The organism is Streptomyces sp. DG2A-72, assembly GCF_030499575.1.
Classification (GTDB): domain Bacteria; phylum Actinomycetota; class Actinomycetes; order Streptomycetales; family Streptomycetaceae; genus Streptomyces.
In genome coordinates this window covers 5,368,923-5,385,482 of sequence record NZ_JASTLC010000001.1, presented here as the reverse complement: position 1 = coordinate 5,385,482, position 16,560 = coordinate 5,368,923, and the positions used below count along the sequence as shown (strand labels likewise).

Sequence of the window (16,560 nt, the reverse complement as noted above, 5' to 3'; positions counted from 1 at the left end):
GGGGCCCGCCGCTCTCCGGGAGAACAAGGAACGGCGGGTGTCCGAGGGGGTGGGTCAGCCGGCGCGGCGCAGCCGGATGACGTTCCAGGAGACCGGCGGCAGGCTCGCGGTGAGACGGCCGTCGGCGACGGGACCGGTGTCTGCGGGGTACGGGCGGACCCGGTCGGGGTCGTCCTGGGTGTTGGCGGCGCGGATGTCGGGGTCGCTCAGCACCGAGTGCTCGACCGGCGTGTAGCCGGGGAACGCCCGCAGGTCGAGGGCGAGTTCGACGTTCTCGCTCTGGTGCCGGTTGACGGCGAAGACGGTGAGCTCGTCGGCGCCGTCCGCCTCCGCGAGGTGCGTGGCCACGGCATCGACGACGGAGACCTCGCCGAAACGTTCCGTCTCATACGTCGGCGCCAGCGGCTCCACGCGCAGGACCGTGCCGCGCGCATGGCGGGCCGCCTGGGCGAAGGGGTGGAAGGTGGTCTGCCGCCAGCTCGGGCCCCCCGCCTCGCTGCGGATCGGGGCGATGACGTTCACGAGCTGGGCGAGGCAGGCGGCGGTGACCCGGTCGCTGTGCCGCAGCAGGCTGATCAGCAGCCCGCCGACCACGACGGCGTCGGCGACGTTGTACTCGTCCTCGATCACGCGCGGGGCGACGGCCCACTCGGTGGGCTTCTCCTGCGCCTCGAAACGGGTGTTGTACCAGACGTTCCACTCGTCGAAGGAGAGGTTGATCCGCTTCTTGCGGCGCAGCTTGGCCCGGATGTGGTCGGCGGTGGCCACCACCGAGTCGACGAAGTGGTCCATGTCGACGCCGGAGGCCAGGAAGCTGCCGAGGTCGCCGTCGAGCACCTCGTAGTAGGCGTGGCAGGAGATGTAGTCGACCTGGTCGTACGCCTCCTCCAGGACGGTGGCCTCCCAGGCGCCGAAGGTCGGCATCGCGGAGCTGGAGCTGCCGCAGGCGACCAGTTCCAGCTTCGGGTCGATCATGCGCATCGCGCGGGCGGTCTCGGCGGCGATACGGCCGTACTCCTGGGCGGTCTTGTGGCCGGTCTGCCAGGGGCCGTCCATCTCGTTGCCCAGGCACCACATGCGGATGCCGAACGGGTCCGGGGCGCCGTTCTTGATCCGCTGGTCGGACCAGGCGGTGCCACCCGGGTGGTTGCTGTACTCCAGCAGGTCCAGGGCCTCGGCGACGCCCCGCGTGCCGAGGTTGAGGGCCATCATCGGCTCGACGCCGGCCTTCTGGGCCCAGCGGTGGAACTCGTGCAGGCCGAAGGCGTTGGTCTCGGTGCTGTGCCAGGCGAGGTCGAGGCGGGTGGGGCGTTCGGTGACCGGGCCGACACTGTCCTCCCAGCGGAAGCCGGAGACGAAGTTGCCGCCGGGATAGCGCACAGCGGTCACGCCCAGCTCACGCACCAGGTCCAGGACGTCACGGCGCAGGCCGTCCTCGTCGGCGAGCGGATGGCCGGGCTCGTAGATGCCGGTGTAGACACAGCGGCCCATGTGCTCGACGAAGGAACCGAAGGTACGGGGACTCACGTCGGCGACGCGGAAGGCGGGGTCGACGGTCAGGGAGGCGTGCAGCATGAAGGTCGCTCCGGGATGTGCGCAAGAAGAAGAGGAAGAACGGGCAGGCCCGTCAGGTCACTTGAGGCTTCCGACGGTCAACCCGCCGCGCCAGTACCGCTGGAGGAGCAGGAAGGTGACGATCAGTGGCAGGATCGCCACCAGGGAGCCCGCGATGACCAGGGTGAACAGCGCGTTGGCGCCCGACTGGATCATCGCTCCCTCGTACCAGGACTGCAGGCCGACGGTGAGCGGGAACAGCCTGTCGTCGTTGAGCATGACCAGTGGCAGGAAGAAGTTGTTCCAGGTGCCGACCATGGAGAACAGCAGCACGGTGACGAGCGCCGGCTTCAGCGTCGGCAGCGCCACCGACCACAGCACGCGCAGCTCACCGGCCCCGTCCATGCGGGCCGCCTCCAGCAGCTCGTCCGGCAGGGACTCCTGGACGTAGACCCGTACGAGGTAGACGCCGAAGGGGTTGAGCAGCTGGGGCAGGATGACCGCCCACATGGTGTTGGTCAGCGCCACCTTGCTCAGCAGCAGATAGGTGGGGATGGCCAGCGCGGTGGCGGGCACCATTATGGCGCCGAGGAGGCTGGAGAAGAGCAGGTTCCGGCCGGGGAAGCGGTACTTGGCGAAGGCGTAGCCCGCGAGGGTCGCCACGGCGGTGGCGCCGACGCCGCTGACACCGGCGTAGATCGCGGTGTTGCCCATCCAGCGCAGGTACTCGCCGCCGTTGTAGGTGAACAGCTGCTGGAGGTTGGTGAAGAAGGAGCCCGGCGAGTGGAACCAGAGGGCGGCGGTGGAGAACAGCGCGTCGTTGCCCTTGGTGGCGGCGACGACCAGCCACCAGAACGGCAGCAGGAAGTACAGGATCATCGCCACCATCACCACGTTGACGGTGACGCGTCCGCGCGCGGCGGACGGGCGACGGCCGGTGGCCGGGACGGCGGTGACGGCGGTTGCGGCGACGGTGGTCACTTCAGTCCGCTCCTCTTGCGCGTGGCGAACAGGAAGATGTAGGAGCCGATGAAGACCACCGCTCCGAGGGAGAAGGAGATGGCGGCGGAGTAGTTGAACTCCGAGTACTGGAACGCCAGGTTGTAGGCGTACAGGTTCGGTGTGTAGTCCGGGGTGATCACCGAGGAGGCGGTCTTCTCCAGGACCCGCGGCTCGGTGAAGAACTGCAGGGTGCCGATGAGGGTGAACATCAGAGTGAGCACCAGCGCCGAGGAGATCATCGGGACCTTGATGCGCAGGGCCGTCTGGAGCTGGCCGGCGCCGTCGAGCTTCGCCGCCTCGTAGACCTCGCGGGGCAGGCCCTGGAGGGCGGCGTACAGGACAATCATGTTGTAGCCGGTCCACTGCCAGGTCACGATGTTGCCGAGCGAGGTCAGCATCAGACCGTGCGACAGCAGGTCGACCTTGCCGAGGCCGAGCGAGTCGCTGATCGAGTTCACCGGGCCGAAGGTCGGGCTGTAGAGGAAGCCCCACATCAGCGCGCCGATCACCGCGGGCACGGCGTACGGCATGAACAGGGTCATCCGGAAGACCTTGGCGAGCCTGCTGGTCACCTCGTCGATGATCAGCGCTCCGAGCAGGGCGAAGCCGAGCATCACTGGGATCTGGACCACACCGAAGACGACGACTCTGCGCACGCCGGACAGGAACTGCGGGTCGCTGAAGGTCTGCTGGTAGTTGGCGAACCAGCTGAAGTGGTCGCCGCCGACCAGGGTGGAGGTGCGCAGGCTCAGCCAGAAGGCGTAGCACAGCGGGGCCACCAGGAAGGCCAGGAAGAGCAGGAGGAACGGGCTGACCAGCAGCAGGCCCATGCCCTTGTGCCGCCGCCGCCGCAGGCCGCGAGGAGCACGCCGGCGAGGGCGGCGGAGGTCGCCGCGACCGTGGTCCGGCGGACGGAACGGAGCTGGGGCTTTCTGCTGGACGACATGAGCGATCTCCTGGGTGTGGTGCCCGAGGGCAGGACGGAGTACGGAGTACGGGAGGTGAGGGGAGGTGCGCCGGGCACACGGAGGACCGGCGTGAAGGCGGTGAACGGGGTGAGGGCATGCGGCATGCCGGCTCGGGTGAAGGGCGGGCGCTTCGGACGCGAGGCGCTCGGGTGTGCTGCCCGCCTACGGATGCCGGCGGGCGGACGTCGGTTGACGCGGGAGGGTGGGCGTGCCTGACGTCGATGAGGGGGAGAGACGGCTCGGTGATCAGCGCGGCGGGCGCGCCGGGAAACGGCTCAGACCGCGGTGAGTAAAGAGTGATGCCCCATCAGGACGGGTGCGGCTCCCGGCCCGTGAGAAGTTGCTGGTCCCACTGCGGCTCCTACTGTTCATCCCCGTGATCGCTCTCGGGGATTCGGTCCGTGGCGCGGTGACGTCACGGTCCCTGGGTACTCGATCCGCCGGATCAAGCACTTCTGCTACGCTTTGCAGCGCTGCAAAAGTGTTAACCGAGAAGTTGCCGCGCTGCAAGAGGCGCAGGAGACCTCTTGGGGGAAAATTTCAACGCTGAAACCGACATACAGCATGAAGGTGACATATGGCCAAGGGTGTCACGCTCCGCGACGTCGCGGAGCTCGCCGGCGTCTCCAGCCGGACCGTGTCCAACGTGGTCAACGGCTACGCCCCCGTTGCCGAGGCCACCCGGGTCCGGGTTCAGCAGGCCGTGGACAAGCTCGGCTACCGGCCCAACGTACTGGCCCGCAACCTCGCCGCCGGCCGCTCGGGCCAGATCGCGGTGGTGGTGCCCTACCTGGACACCCCCTACTTCGCCGAACTGCTGCAGGGCATCATCCGCGCGGCCCGCGTCCAGGGCTACAACGTGCTGATCGACCAGACCGACGGCGACGCCGAGCACGAGAAGCTGTTCCTCAGCCGCGGCGCCCAGCACCTGCTCTTCGACGGCGTCATCTTCAGCCCTCTCGGCCTCGCCCAGTCCGACCTGACCGAACGCGACCCGAACCTGCCGCTCGTCGTGCTCGGCGAGCGGGTCAGCGACGGCGGCTTCGACCATGTCGGCATCGACGACGTCGCCGCCTCCCTGGAGGCCACCGAGCATCTGCTCGGCCTCGGCCGGCGCCGCGTCGCCGCGATCGGCGACCAGCCGTACCGCACCGGCGAGGCGGCCCAACTGCGCACCCAGGGCTACCGGTTGGCCCACGAGCGGGCCGGCCTGCCCGTCAGCGAGGAACTCGTCGTCTCCACCCCGCGCTTCAACCGCTCCGACGGCGCGACCGCGATGGCCCACCTGCTCGACGACCTGGAGGAACCGCCCAACGCGGTCTTCTGCTACAGCGACCTGGTGGCCCTGGGCGCCCTGCACACCCTGGCCTCCCGCGGACTGCGCGTCCCCGAGGACATCGCCGTCGTCGGCTACGACGACATCGAGGACGGCCGCTACTCCAATCCACCCGTCACCACGGTCTCCCCGGACAAGAAGGTGATCGCGGAGACGGCGGTGGAACAGTTGCTGAAGCGGATCATCAGCCCAACTCCCCTGCCAGGCAGGGAGATCCGGGCGCCGCACCGGCTGATTCCACGAGCCAGCACCACCGGGCGACAGGCGGCGGCAGCTGACCGATCGTGAGCATGCGGGCGGATGTGGAGGCCGGTACTCACGGACTGTGAGCATCCGGGCGGAGTACGGAGGCCGACGCTTGGCGCTCCGGCGCGACGTCGTTCGACAGGGTGATGACGACTCCCCTTCATGGAGGTGCAGTCGATGAGCCGAACCGTGATCGACCTCGACGATCAACTTGTCGCGGACGTGGCCAAGGAGACGGTGAACACCGCGCTGCGCGAGGTGCTGGAGAACCGGCGGCGGGCTCTGGCGCTCACCCGCCTGCGGGCGTCGGCGGAAGAGGGTGCCTTCGACCTTGATCTCTTCGAGGACAAGGGGAGCTACCGCCGGTGAACGCCGCGCAATACCTGATCGACACCAGCGCGCTCGCCCGCCTCCTGCGCGGCGACGCCGAGCAGTTCGGCTGGGACCAGGCGGCGGCCGCCGGGCTCATCGCCACCTGTCCCATCACCGAGCTGGAGTTCTTCCACAGCGCACGTTCCACTGCGGACCGGGCACAGGGCATCGACGACATGCACCTGCTCTTCGGGTGGGTGCCGGTCGATGACCGTGTCTACGACCGCGCATGGCAGGTCCAGGAGATCCTCACCCAGCGCGGACAGCACCGCAGCGCCGGAGCCGTCGACCTCGTGGTGGCCGCCACGGCCGAGCTGCAGGGGCTGACTCTTCTGCACCGTGACCGGGACTTCAAGTGCATCGCCGCGGTCACCGGACAAGCGCTCCAGTGGTACGGCCCAGACGCCGGGAAATGAGCCGGGCCGCCTTTGCTGTTCCGAGGAGCTGTGCCGGGGGGCGTGTGCTCGCACGAAGGTGCCTCGAGCCGGACATCCCCACCGACCGATGCAACCACCCCGGCGGGCAGCCATCCGGGCAGGTCGGAGCCGTAAGGCACATACAAGCGCCGTCGCTTCCCAAGCTGAGAGCGCGAGTTCGATGATGTCTTCATCAAGCAGGGCCGCAGCTTCCTGCGAGCCCTGCGGACGGCTGCTCACGCCCGCCTCATACGCCGCAGAGCGACGCGGGCCGGGAGGACGGTGGCCGCCGTGCCGAGCAGCAGTAGGCCTGTCACCACGCCCGTGAGCCAGGGCCAGGCCAGCGACAACTCCACTGTCAGGCCCAGCTCCTGGCGAAGGCCGTGGACCGTGCCGAACAGGGCCGGGGCTGCCGCCGCCAGGCCCAGGGCTGCGCCCAGGGTGACGACACACCACGTTTCGGCTGCTAGGGCCAGCAGCACCTGCCGGGGCGTCGCACCGGACAGGCGCAGTACGCGGAAGTCGCGCACCCGGCCCGCGGTGGTCGTCAGCAAGGTGGAGGCGACGGCGATCGCCGTGTAGCCCGCCGATACGGCGACGAGCATCAGGGTGAAGATCCACACAAGCCGGTCCTCCTCGGCGTCGTCCGAGGCCGCGTACGCCTCCACGGAGACCTCGTCGGCGCTGAGCCCGGATGGGAGGGGTGTGGGGGCGGGGGTCGTGCGGTAGGCGACGTCCGCCAGTGCGGACGGGTCGTGATCGCGTACCAGGTCGCGCGGGAGGAGGACCTGGTACGGCATCGAGTCGTCCACCACGGCCGTCACACGCAACCTCCGCGTACGGCCGTCCTCGAGGGTGAGTGGGGCGACATGGCCCTTGCGCCAGCCGTGCGCGGCCGCTACTGCCGCCGTGACGACGATCGTCTCGCCACGGGGCGCGGGCACGGCATACACCCGCTCGAAACCGGACGACACCCCGGCCGCGGACAGGGCCGCTCCGCCGTCATCGCCGTACACGGTCGTCGACAGCAGCGACGTGCCCTCGACCTGGGCCACCGCCGCGTCCGACAGGCCCGGCGTTCCTCTGGGCACCACCGCCGCCTCAGCCCGTACGGCCGCGGCCTGCCGGGCGGTGTCGGCATTCCGGGTCGTCTGCACGGTGCTGGTGATCAGTACGGCGAAAGCGACGGTCGCCAGCACCGGGGCGACGGTGGCGGAGGTTCGGCGCACCGCGGTGATCATGTTCTCGCGTACGAGCACAGCCGTCGCACCGGGGTGCCGGGCGAGCGGCCGGGTCAGTACCCCGATGACGGGGCCGACCAGCACCGGTGCGAGGAGGGTCAGGCCGACCGTCAGGCTCATCGCCGTGCCGAGCGCCAGCAGCACGATGCCGTCGGCCCCCGCGAAGGCCGTGCCCACCGAGCAGACCGCGCCCACGCCCGTCGCCGCCAGCCCGGCGACCCAGCGGCGCCGCGTCATCGGCCGGCTGTCCACCGCCGCCTCCCGCATCGCCTCCAGCGGCTTCACCCGGGACGCCCGGCGCGACGCGGCCCCCACGCCGACGAGGGCCACCACCACGCCCGAGGCGAAGGACGCGACCGGTACCCACCAGCGCAGGCGCACTTCGAAGCCCGCCGGCTGGAAGCCCGCGTCGATCAGCACCCCGGTCATCGTGGGCGCGAGCACCACGCCGAGCAGTGCCCCCGCCGCCGCACCGACAGCGCCCACCGCCAGGGCCTCGCCGTACACCAGACGCTTCAGCTGCCGCGGTGTGGCGCCGATCGTCCGCAGCAGGCCGAACTCGCGGCGCCGCTGCGCGACGGCGAACGCGAACGTCGAGGAGACGACGAAGACCGTGACGAAGGCGGACAGCAGCGCCATGGCGGTGAGCACCTGGCCGCCGATCCAGCGGGTCATCTCGTCCTGCTTCGGCGCCAGCGCGTCGCGGGAGGCACCGGTCAGGACCGTGCCGTCGCCGCCGACGGCGCGCCGCGCGGCGGTCGCGACGCGAGTGGTGTCGGTGCCCGGCTCCAGGAGCAGTCCGATGGTCCGTACTCCGCCGGCCAGTTCGGAGGCCCGCCGGTCGGTGACGTAGTAACCGGGGCCGTTCATCGTCCCGGACACCGAGAACCGTTGCGGCCCGCGCGCCGTCAGCACCGTGAGGGGTTCACCCGTCATGAACCCGAGGGACCGGTCCACGACGATCTCGCCCGCGGTGGCGGGCGGCCTGCCCTCGCTCAGGCCGTACTCGGCAAGCGCCGCGGTCGACCAGGGGTGGCCCTGTCGCTCTCCCCTGCGCTGTTCGGTGTCCGCCGCCTGCGCGTAGAAGGACCGGTCCGTCACCGCATCGGCGACTCCCGGCAGCTCGGCCAGCTTCCGTCGCAGTTCCTCGGCGCGCTCCGGTGCCCACGGGGGGTTCTCCACGAACACCCCGCCGGTCTGCGTCCCCGCCGGGCTCTGCACCAACACCGGTGCCCCCGCGAGCCGTTCAGGCACCCTTGTGCCATCCGAGAGCAGCACCAGCGCGCTCATCGCCACCACCGCGACGCCCAGCGCCACGGCCACGAAGCACCCCAGGAAGGAGGTCCAGCGTTCCCTTGCCGTCGCCAGGCTGATCACGACTCCACCTCCAGTGCGGCCGTCCGCGCCGCGATCGCCGCGGCACTGGCGGCACCCGGCAGTTCGTCCACGAGCCGTCCGTCCGCCAGCAGCAGCACACGATCCGCATACGCCGCGGCGGCAGGGTCGTGCGTCACCATCACGACCGTCTGGCCCTGGCTGCCCACCAGGTCCCTCAACAGCCGAAGCACCATCCGCGACGCCCGGGTGTCCAGCGCGCCGGTCGGCTCGTCGGCGAAGAGGACGGCGGGCCGCGCGATCATCGCCCGCGCGATCGCGACTCGCTGCTGCTGGCCTCCCGACAGTTCGCTCGGCCGGTGTCCGAGGCGGTCCGCGAGCCCGACAGCGGCGAGCACCGCCCGCACCTCGTCTGCCGCGGGGCGCCGCCCGGCCAGTCTCAACGGCAGTTCGACGTTCTGCGCGGCGGTCAGTGCCGATACGAGGTTGAACTCCTGGAAGACGAAGCCCACCCGCTCCCTGCGCAGGACGGTCAGCGCGTTCTCGTCCAGCCCGCCCAGGTCCGTACCGCCGATCAGCACCTCCCCGGCGGTCGGCCGGTCGAGGCCCGCCGCGCAGTGCAGCAAGGTGGACTTGCCGGAACCGGAGGGGCCCATGACGGCCGTCATCGTGCCCGCCGCGAAGTGCGTCGACACGTCGTCGAGAGCCGTGACGGCCTGTTCCCCGGCGCCGTGGCGCTTCGTCACCGAGCACAGCTCGACGGGCCGCACGGCCGCCGAAGTGGTGTGTGTCGTGGTCATGTTGCAAGACAACGGCAGGAGAACCACCCGGCGCATTCCTGCCCGGGCGAGAAGTGATACTCCATCTGGCACTACTGCCTTCGGGGACCGGCGCCGCTACGTTCGACCGCGTGACCACCCCTCGAACCGTCCTGGAGGCCCTCGCCCGAAGCCCGTTGGGATTCCTCCGCACCGTGTGGCCGTTGCGCGCGCTGGGATTCCTGCTGTCCGGCGGGGTGTTCGCGACGGCCGCATACATCGGTGTCGGTGGGCTGTTCACCGCATCCATCGGCACGTGGGCCACGGTGCTCTGTGCGGTGGCCGTCGTGGTCTTCGCCGCCGCCCTCGCGGGTCCCCTCGAGCGACGCCGCCTCGCGCTCGTCGACCGGAGCGACCGCAGCGACCGCGATGACCGGCCCGAACCGCGGAACGGCCTGCTGGTCGCCGGCTACGGCGCCGTGTCCGTCCTGGCGGTGGGCTGGATGGACCTGGCCGTCGTCCTGGTCTCGCTCGGCATCCCGGGCTTCCTCCTCCTCGCGCCCCTCCAGCCCACCGCCTCCCCCTGGCAGACCGTGGCCGGCCCCGTCGCGGGAGCCCTGCTCCTGCCCGTGTCCGCGTACCCCATCGGTGCGTGGGCCGGCGTCCGCGCCGCTGTGACCCATGCTGTCCTCTTCCCGAAGGACCACGAACTGCGCGAGGTCGTGCGCTCCCGAGCCCGCCTCGTCGACGCCTTCGAGACCGAACGCCGCCGCATCGAACGTGACCTCCACGACGGTGCCCAGCAGCGCCTCGTCGCCCTCACCATGAAGCTGGGCCTCGCCGCCCTCGACCTGCCGCCCGGCAGCGCCGCGGCCGGGGAGGTCGCAGAGGCCCACGCCCTGGCCAAGGAAGCGCTCACCGAGCTGCGGGAACTGATCCGTGGCATCCATCCCCAGATCCTGACCGAACGCGGGGTGCCCGCCGCCGTGCGGGACATCGCCGGGCGTTGCCCGGTCCCCGCGCACGTGGACATCGATCTCTCCGGCCGGCTTCCGGCCGCCGTCGAGCAGACGGCGTACTTCGTGACCGCCGAGGCGCTCACCAACATCGCCAAACACAGCGGTGCCGACCACTGCCGCATCACCGCCCGCTGCCATGACGGACTGCTCCGCCTCGACATCCAGGACAACGGTTCCGGCAACGCCGACCCCGCTCGCGGTACGGGCCTCACCGGCCTCGCCGACAGGATCGCCGCCGCCGACGGCAGAATGCTCCTGTCCAGCCCGCCCGGCGGGCCCACCCTGCTCAGAGCGGAGATCCCGTGCGGCCGTCCCTCCGCATAGTGATCGCGGAGGACGCCGTCCTCCTGCGCGAAGGTCTCGTCCACCTCCTCCAGCGCTTCGGCCACCAGGTCCTCGCCGCGGTGGGCGACGGCCCTTCCCTGCTCACCGCGGCCCGGGAACACCGGCCGGACCTGGTCATCACCGACGTCCGTATGCCACCCGGCCAGACGGACGAGGGGCTGCGGGCCGCCCGCCGGCTCCAGTCCGAGCAGCCCGGACTCGCGGTCCTCGTCCTCAGCCAGTACGTCGAGCAGACCTTCGCCGAGGAACTGCTGGACGACCGCCGCGGCAGCGTCGGAACGGGCTACCTGCTCAAGGAACGCATCGGCGACGTCGAGGAGTTCGCCGACGCCGTCACCCGCGTCGCCGCCGGATCCACGGTCGTCGACCCCGAAGTCGTACGCCAGTTGCTCGCCCGCCGCCGCGATCCCCTGGACCGGCTCACACCCCGCGAACGCGAGGTCCTCGCCCTCATGGCCGAGGGCCGCTCCAACGCGGCGATCGCCCGCCGCCTCGTCGTCACCGAGGCCGCCGTCGCCAAGCACATCGCGAGCATCCTCCTGAAGCTCGAACTCCCGCCGACGGCTCCCGACGACCACCGTCGCGTCCTGGCGGTACTGGCCTATCTGCGTGGCTGAGCCCACCTGCCGGGCACGGGCCTGCAGCGCCCGCACCCTGGCGCCGTGCGACAGCTCGTTCTCAACCCGGAGGCACCGGGGCGTGACCAGCGCTGGTACACCCATGGTGCGCGGGCCCGGCTCCGACGGACGCAACCGTTGGCGTTCGGCGTGACCCGACGTCGTCCTCTGCCGAAGCCACACTCTGGTCTTGGTCGAACCCGAGGCTCTTCGGCGTGCCGTCCCCGGCCGACGCCTCCTGACGAAGTCGGCCGAGGGGCACCGCGAAGCCGGTGTTCCGGTACCTCGCAGTCGTTACTCCCAGGTCATCTCGCCCATGGCGACCTTCGCACCGATCTCGGCGGCGATGACCATGCCGTAGTCCGGGTAGCGCTTGACGAGCGCCGCGGTCAGCGCGGCGCCGTCGGCGGCCTTGGCCAGTTCCTCCTCGAAGGTGAGCAAGTACTCGCGGGTGGCGGTGATGGCGGAGGAGTCCGCGGGAGTGCCGGGCAGGCGGTGACCGGGCACGACCAGCTTCGGGTCGAGGGCGGCCATCTCGTCCAGCAGCTTGACCCAGGCAGCACGGATCTCCGGGGTCGGAGTGTCCGCGACCCACACATGCTGCTTCTGGAACAGCAGCACCCCGCCGAGGATCGCGCGCTGCTCCGGCTGCCACAGGTAGTGACGGTCCGGCAGCAGGGCCGATCCGCCCTTGAGTTCGAAGCGGTGCCCTTCCAGGGTGAGACCACGGGTCAGAGGCCTGATCTCCACCAGGCGGGTGGGCAGGTTGGCCCCGAGGTCGGCCCACGTCTTGAGCTTGCTCTCAAAGGTGCGCCGGATGTGCTGGATGACCGGCCGGGTGGCGACGAACCTGGCGTCGGGGAAGGCGTCGGCCAGGGCCTCGGCGCCGAAGTAGTAGTCCGGATCACCGGCGCTGATGAACACGGTGGTCAGCTTCTTGCCCGAGTCCAGCACCTCGCCCACCAGCCGGTACCCGTCGGCCCGGGTGAACCCGGTGTCGACCAGCAGCGCCTCACGCTCACCCGTGACCAGAGTGGCCGTCTTGTTCTTGCTGCCGACCGGGAAGTCCAGGTCGAGGACCTTGAAGTCGAGCTTGCCCCTGGGGTGCTTCTCCTTGTGATGTCCGGCTCCGTGTCCGTCGGCGAGCGGGGTGGCCGACGCGTTGGCCGAGGTGAGGCCCAGGCCGATTGCGGCGGTGGTGAGCGAGCCTGCCGCGAGGAAGTGACGCCTGTTCATGGACATGTCTCTTGCTCCCTGTTGATGGTGGATGTGAGGGCGCACGGGAGGAGGTGCCGCGTGTCGCTTCTCAGGTTTTCGCGGTGGTGCTGGTGTGCGGTACGGCCACCAGCGCCTCCGGGTGCCGGTACGTCCGGAGGGCGTGGGTGATCGCGGTGGCGACGTTCATCGCACGACGACGGTCGGCCCCCCTCCGGCCGCCTCCGTCGGCCGGACCAGGAAGGCGCCGGGGAGTGATTCCGGCGACGTGCGGGCGCGCTTCTCCGCCGTGCCGGTCGCCGTCCCAGCGACGGTTTCGTCGCGTGGGCCGCTGACATCGGCGGCGGAGGTGGTGAGGAAGACTGTGCCGTTGCCGACGGCAGACCTCACCGTCTTCCCGGCTTGGGTGAGTTCGCCTGTGAGTCGCCGGCCCGACTGCGTCATGGCATCGCGGACGAGGGCAGTGTCGTAACCGGCTGCCGTCTCACCCGCCGGGCGGGCACGGTGGCGTCCTGGGCGGCCACCGTCAGCCGGATCCGGGGGCAGGGCCGTACGGCCCGAGCAGGTGGCGGCGGTGACCTCGTGGCCGCGGCTGAGCGCTTCCGCCGTGATGCGGGAGCCGATCATGCCGGTGGCGCCGATGAGGAGGAACTTGACAGGTTGCTCCGCTCGTACTCGTTGCGGATGCCTGGGCGTGGTCAGCGCTGTCGTCAGTGCTGGATCTCGAAGGTGACCTTCGCCTGCTCCACCGTCTCTTGCAGGACGCGCACCTCTCCGGAGGCGTTCTTGTACGTGCCGGTGCCACCCGTGATGGCGAACCGCTCGTCGAAGACGGGTCCGGAGGCGGAGAGCTTCGCCGTGCCGGCTGTGGTGATCTTGCCGCCGGGCAGCTCGTAGACGAAGGTCAGCAGCTCGGCGGTGCGCGGCTTGGCGTCGGTGGAGACGCCGACGAAGCTGCTGGTGCCGAGCTTGCGGCCGTCGCGGCCGATGAGGTCGCCGGTTCCGATCAGCTGGTCTCCGAGGGCGGAGTCGGCCGGGGCGACGTCGACCATGTTGATCGCGGTGCCCTTCTCGACGGCCTTGATGGTGATCGTGCGGTGCCCGTACGAGGCGGGGGCGGCGTCCGCCGAAGCGGGCGCCAGGGACAGGCCGAGGGTGAGGGCGCCGGCCGTGGCGGCGGCGACACCGAACGCGGGGAGGGTGCGCTTGCGCATGATCGGGCTCCACATCTGTGGGGACGTACAGGGAAAAGTACCTGCCGACGCAGACAATATATCTGCTCAAGCAGATACTGCAACAGCAACTTCTTCTACGGGCACCGGCAACGCATGACAGACCTGGCGGAGGCCGTGCCCTTCAGCTCGGGCGGCTTCACCCGGCTCGCCGACCGCATGGCGAAGGAGGGGCTGATCCGCCGCGGCCCCGACCCCGCCGACCGACGAGCCGGACCGCTCTCACCCGAGGACCGCCGCCACCTGGAGCGCATCCTGCCCGGGTCCATCCCCTGTTGAGGGTTTGCAGGAGTTCCTCTACAACGCACACTCCGCCGCCGACCGCGCACAGGGCATCGAGGACGTGCGCCCGCTCTTCGAATGGGTACCGGTCAACGACGCAGGAACTGACCCTCGCACGAAGGCATCCCCAACGGGACGTCCGACCGAGCCCAGCCGAACAGGTGCCCGTTCGCGTGCGCACTCTGCCCACCGGTCTTGGCGCCCCGTGCCCACAGCGTGCCCGTAAGAGCGGACAACCACGGTCAACAGCGGCGCGATCCGACGCAAATGCCATCTGCGCAAGTCATGGACATAGGAACCAGTCGAGCGCCGTCGCTTCCCAAGCTGAGAGCGCGAGTTCGATTCTCGTCACCCCGCTCTTCTTGAAGCCCCAGGTCAGCGGCCTGGGGCTTCCTTGTTCTCCAGACCTTTTGCCGCCCGTCGCGCCCCGGACACGACTCGAGACAGGGCACGCGGAGGGCACGGGGTCCCCCTCGGCGCATTTGGTCGCCACCCACCCCTCAACTGCGCGGCGTGGAACGCCCCTTGGCGCACGGGGCGACGGCAGACACGAGCTGAAGCCATCAGTTCGCCGTTGCCCGACAAAGAGGGGTGGCCATACGGAGTGGTCCGCAACGGTCACCACCGGTCCCGCACCGTGACCACCGCCGCAGGCTCCATCGAGGTCACAACGTCACCTTCGACGGCACCGCCTGGACCCGGGCCATCAGCCACGGCGAAATGCTCCGCAGCGGCATCGACCAGCGGCTCACCATCAGCCCTTGCGGCATGCGCTATGTGTGCCAGGGCGTGAACCTCGCCGTCACCGGCCCCTGCGACCTGCTGCCCTGGCAGCTCGGCCTGCTGAGGAGCCGCCGCGTGAAGAACCGGGCGCCCAAGCCGGTGATACGGGACCGGCACGGGGCGGCAGGGCGTGCGTCACCGGGTTTGTCCGCTCTCGCCGGCCGCGGCCGGTTCCGGGCGGTGGATGCCGCGTGGGCGGTAGCCCAGGAGGTCGGCGAGGCCGAGCAGGTCAGCGAGCAGCCAGATGATGGCGAGCCACATCTCGGTGCCCTGCAGCCCGGGTGCGCGGCCCGGGCCGGTTCCGTCGGGCCTGGGACCGAAGGCGAAACCCTGTCCCGGATGCCAGCGCCGGAGGGCGGCGGCGAGCTGGTCCGCCGCCCAGGCACGGGCCTCCTCGGCGCGGTGGGAGGTCTGCCGGGCGCACAGCCACAGGGGGTGGGCGACGTCCAGGACGTTGCAGGCGTTCTCCCGGCCGGGAGAGAAGTGGCGTGCGTCGCGCGCATGGTCGAGAACGGTGTCTATGACCCGCTCGGCGTACGGCACCGGCAGGTCGAACTGGGCGAAGGAGCCGCGGGTGAGCCGGTAGTAGCCGTTGACCATCTGCAGGCGCCCGCCCTCGCGGGTGGGAGAGCCCCACATGCCGGTCCACGGGTCGACATGGGTGTGCAGCCAGCCGAACAGCGCCTCCAGCGCCCCCGGTTCGGCGGGTTCCCCGCCCAGGCGCCGGTTCCAGTGCGCCGCGGTGGCCCAGGCGTCCACCCACGACCCGGCGCGCCAGGCGCGGTCCCGCCAGGGCAGTGCGGCCAGGCGCCGGACCAGCTGGTCCGCTGTGGTGTCCCGCACCGGGTGCAGCGGGTGGGCGAAGGAGCTGCCGAGCAGATCCAGCGCGTAACCCACGCACAGCACGTGATAGGCGCAGGCGCCGTCGTCCGGCAGCCCGGCCGGGCCGGGCGGGCCGGGCGGCGCGAGTGCCTCGCCGTACTCGGGCACCAGGCCGGTGGCGGGATCCTGCAGTGCACGCAGCCGCGCCGCGTGTTCGGCGGCCGGCAACTGCGGGGGAGCGGTGCCGAGGAGCAGGTCGGCGATCTCCACCGCGTTGCAGTGCGCCCGCACGGTCGGCTCGGAGCCGGGCTGGTCGGCGTAGCGGTCGGCGTCCGGAAGCCAGCAGCGGGCCAGCAGGTCGGCGGCCTGTGCGCGGGCGGTCTCGGCGAACTCCGACAGTCGGCCGGCGAGCGGCGCGGCGGAACGCGGGGCCTTGCCGCGCGCGTCCCGGCGGTCGCGGATGCGGCGCGCGGGGTTGCCGGCCGCCACCGTCCACGCGGGCAGGTCCTTGGTGACCACCGCGCCGGCGCCGACGACGCAGTGGTCTCCGATGGTGACGCCGTCCACGACGACCACGTGGGAGCCGATCCACACGTCGTCGCCCACGGTGATGCCGCGGCTGGTGACGGGCTGCCGATGGACCGGCAGATCGGGCGCGGCGCCGTGGTTGAAGCCGAGCAGCGAGCTGTGCGCGCCGATGCGTACGCCGTCGCCCAGCGTGACGGTGCCGCGCACCACGGCGAACGGGTTGACCGTGCAGTCGGCGCCCGTGCGCACGTCGTCCGTGACGTAGGCGTGGGCCGCGATGTACGACCGGTCGCCCAGGTGCAGCCGCTTCGGATACACGGCCGCGGTCGCCGCGACGAAGCACCCCTCGCCGAACTCCACCTGCCCGGCGCCGAGCAGCCGCTTCTGCCGCTCCTGCTGTGCCGCGCGCTGCCCTTCGGAAGCCTGTTTGCCGAACAGCCAGGGACAGTGGTCGAAGAGGCCGTCGTCGCTCGCGGACTGCTGCAAGGG

15 protein-coding genes are annotated in these 16,560 nt (G+C 70.8%); 6 read left to right on the top strand and 9 right to left on the bottom strand.

Annotated features, from left to right (window positions below):
• Nucleotides 1-54: 54 nt before the first annotated feature.
• The 3 genes from QQY66_RS25705 to QQY66_RS25695 are packed head-to-tail and all read right to left on the bottom strand — an operon-like array spanning nt 55 to nt 3,386.
• Nucleotides 55-1,575, bottom strand: a complete 1,521-nt coding sequence (locus QQY66_RS25705) for an alpha-N-arabinofuranosidase (protein WP_301982669.1) — start codon at nt 1,573-1,575, stop codon at nt 55-57.
• Between the two features lie 57 nt (nt 1,576-1,632).
• A complete protein-coding gene (locus QQY66_RS25700) occupies nt 1,633-2,535 on the bottom strand; it encodes a carbohydrate ABC transporter permease (RefSeq protein ID WP_301982668.1) in 903 nt (300 codons plus the stop codon).
• On the bottom strand, nt 2,532-3,386 hold the full coding sequence (locus QQY66_RS25695) for a carbohydrate ABC transporter permease (protein ID WP_301982667.1): 855 nt from the start codon (nt 3,384-3,386) through the stop codon (nt 2,532-2,534). The genes QQY66_RS25700 and QQY66_RS25695 overlap by 4 nt, the downstream gene beginning before the upstream one ends.
• Before the next feature lie 715 nt (nt 3,387-4,101).
• On the opposite strand from QQY66_RS25695, the gene QQY66_RS25690 reads away from it, so the two are divergent.
• The 3 genes from QQY66_RS25690 to QQY66_RS25680 all read left to right on the top strand — a co-directional run bounded on the left by QQY66_RS25690 (nt 4,102) and on the right by QQY66_RS25680 (nt 5,894).
• Complete coding sequence (locus QQY66_RS25690) at nt 4,102-5,148, top strand: LacI family DNA-binding transcriptional regulator (protein ID WP_301982666.1); 1,047 nt, start codon at nt 4,102-4,104, stop codon at nt 5,146-5,148.
• 135 nt (nt 5,149-5,283) lie between these two features.
• Nucleotides 5,284-5,475, top strand: coding sequence for a type II toxin-antitoxin system VapB family antitoxin (locus QQY66_RS25685; RefSeq protein ID WP_301982664.1), 192 nt, complete (start codon nt 5,284-5,286; stop codon nt 5,473-5,475).
• On the top strand, nt 5,472-5,894 hold the full coding sequence (locus tag QQY66_RS25680; RefSeq protein WP_301982662.1) for a PIN domain nuclease: 423 nt from the start codon (nt 5,472-5,474) through the stop codon (nt 5,892-5,894). The genes QQY66_RS25685 and QQY66_RS25680 overlap by 4 nt, the downstream gene beginning before the upstream one ends.
• Nucleotides 5,895-6,130: 236 nt before the next feature.
• Here the strand turns inward: QQY66_RS25680 and QQY66_RS25675 are convergent, their stop codons facing one another.
• Nucleotides 6,131-8,512, bottom strand: a complete 2,382-nt coding sequence (locus tag QQY66_RS25675; RefSeq protein WP_301982661.1) for an ABC transporter permease — start codon at nt 8,510-8,512, stop codon at nt 6,131-6,133.
• A complete protein-coding gene (locus tag QQY66_RS25670) occupies nt 8,509-9,270 on the bottom strand; it encodes an ABC transporter ATP-binding protein (RefSeq protein ID WP_301982660.1) in 762 nt (253 codons plus the stop codon). The genes QQY66_RS25675 and QQY66_RS25670 overlap by 4 nt, the downstream gene beginning before the upstream one ends.
• Nucleotides 9,271-9,380: 110 nt before the next feature.
• Between QQY66_RS25670 and QQY66_RS25665 the strand changes: the two genes are divergently transcribed.
• Nucleotides 9,381-10,571 carry a sensor histidine kinase gene (locus QQY66_RS25665; RefSeq protein ID WP_301982659.1) on the top strand — a complete coding sequence of 397 codons (1,191 nt, stop codon included), beginning with the start codon at nt 9,381-9,383 and terminating at the stop codon, nt 10,569-10,571.
• Nucleotides 10,550-11,209 carry a response regulator transcription factor gene (locus QQY66_RS25660; RefSeq protein ID WP_301982658.1) on the top strand — a complete coding sequence of 220 codons (660 nt, stop codon included), beginning with the start codon at nt 10,550-10,552 and terminating at the stop codon, nt 11,207-11,209. The genes QQY66_RS25665 and QQY66_RS25660 overlap by 22 nt, the downstream gene beginning before the upstream one ends.
• Nucleotides 11,210-11,503: 294 nt before the next feature.
• Here QQY66_RS25660 and QQY66_RS25655 read toward each other — a convergent pair whose 3' ends face one another.
• The 3 genes from QQY66_RS25655 to QQY66_RS25645 all read right to left on the bottom strand — a co-directional run bounded on the left by QQY66_RS25655 (nt 11,504) and on the right by QQY66_RS25645 (nt 13,638).
• On the bottom strand, nt 11,504-12,451 hold the full coding sequence (locus QQY66_RS25655) for an MBL fold metallo-hydrolase (RefSeq protein WP_301982657.1): 948 nt from the start codon (nt 12,449-12,451) through the stop codon (nt 11,504-11,506).
• A 159-nt stretch (nt 12,452-12,610) separates the two neighbouring features.
• Complete coding sequence (locus QQY66_RS25650; RefSeq protein ID WP_301982656.1) at nt 12,611-13,051, bottom strand: hypothetical protein; 441 nt, start codon at nt 13,049-13,051, stop codon at nt 12,611-12,613.
• Nucleotides 13,052-13,134: 83 nt separating this feature from the next.
• Nucleotides 13,135-13,638, bottom strand: a complete 504-nt coding sequence (locus QQY66_RS25645) for a hypothetical protein (protein ID WP_301982655.1) — start codon at nt 13,636-13,638, stop codon at nt 13,135-13,137.
• Between the two features lie 114 nt (nt 13,639-13,752).
• On the opposite strand from QQY66_RS25645, the gene QQY66_RS25640 reads away from it, so the two are divergent.
• Entirely contained in the window at nt 13,753-13,935 is a 183-nt protein-coding gene (locus QQY66_RS25640) for a MarR family transcriptional regulator (protein ID WP_301982654.1), read from the top strand.
• A gap of 921 nt (nt 13,936-14,856) precedes the next feature.
• Here the strand turns inward: QQY66_RS25640 and QQY66_RS25635 are convergent.
• Nucleotides 14,857-16,557 carry a DapH/DapD/GlmU-related protein gene (locus QQY66_RS25635; RefSeq protein ID WP_301982653.1) on the bottom strand — a complete coding sequence of 567 codons (1,701 nt, stop codon included), beginning with the start codon at nt 16,555-16,557 and terminating at the stop codon, nt 14,857-14,859.
• Between the last annotated feature and the right edge of the window lie 3 nt (nt 16,558-16,560).

Excerpts from the sequence above, each read along its gene's own strand:
- QQY66_RS25690 (WP_301982666.1), top strand. The coding sequence starts at position 4,102 with ATGGCCAAGGGTGTCACGCTCCGCGACGTCGCGGAGCTCGCCGGCGTC.
- QQY66_RS25695 (WP_301982667.1), bottom strand. The coding sequence starts at position 3,386 with ATGGGCCTGCTGCTGGTCAGCCCGTTCCTCCTGCTCTTCCTGGCCTTC.
- QQY66_RS25645 (WP_301982655.1), bottom strand. The coding sequence starts at position 13,638 with ATGCGCAAGCGCACCCTCCCCGCGTTCGGTGTCGCCGCCGCCACGGCC.
- QQY66_RS25640 (WP_301982654.1), top strand. The coding sequence starts at position 13,753 with ATGACAGACCTGGCGGAGGCCGTGCCCTTCAGCTCGGGCGGCTTCACC.
- QQY66_RS25650 (WP_301982656.1), bottom strand. The coding sequence starts at position 13,051 with ATGATCGGCTCCCGCATCACGGCGGAAGCGCTCAGCCGCGGCCACGAG.
- QQY66_RS25685 (WP_301982664.1), top strand. The coding sequence starts at position 5,284 with ATGAGCCGAACCGTGATCGACCTCGACGATCAACTTGTCGCGGACGTG.
- QQY66_RS25655 (WP_301982657.1), bottom strand. The coding sequence starts at position 12,451 with ATGTCCATGAACAGGCGTCACTTCCTCGCGGCAGGCTCGCTCACCACC.
- QQY66_RS25670 (WP_301982660.1), bottom strand. The coding sequence starts at position 9,270 with ATGACCACGACACACACCACTTCGGCGGCCGTGCGGCCCGTCGAGCTG.
- QQY66_RS25705 (WP_301982669.1), bottom strand. The coding sequence starts at position 1,575 with ATGCTGCACGCCTCCCTGACCGTCGACCCCGCCTTCCGCGTCGCCGAC.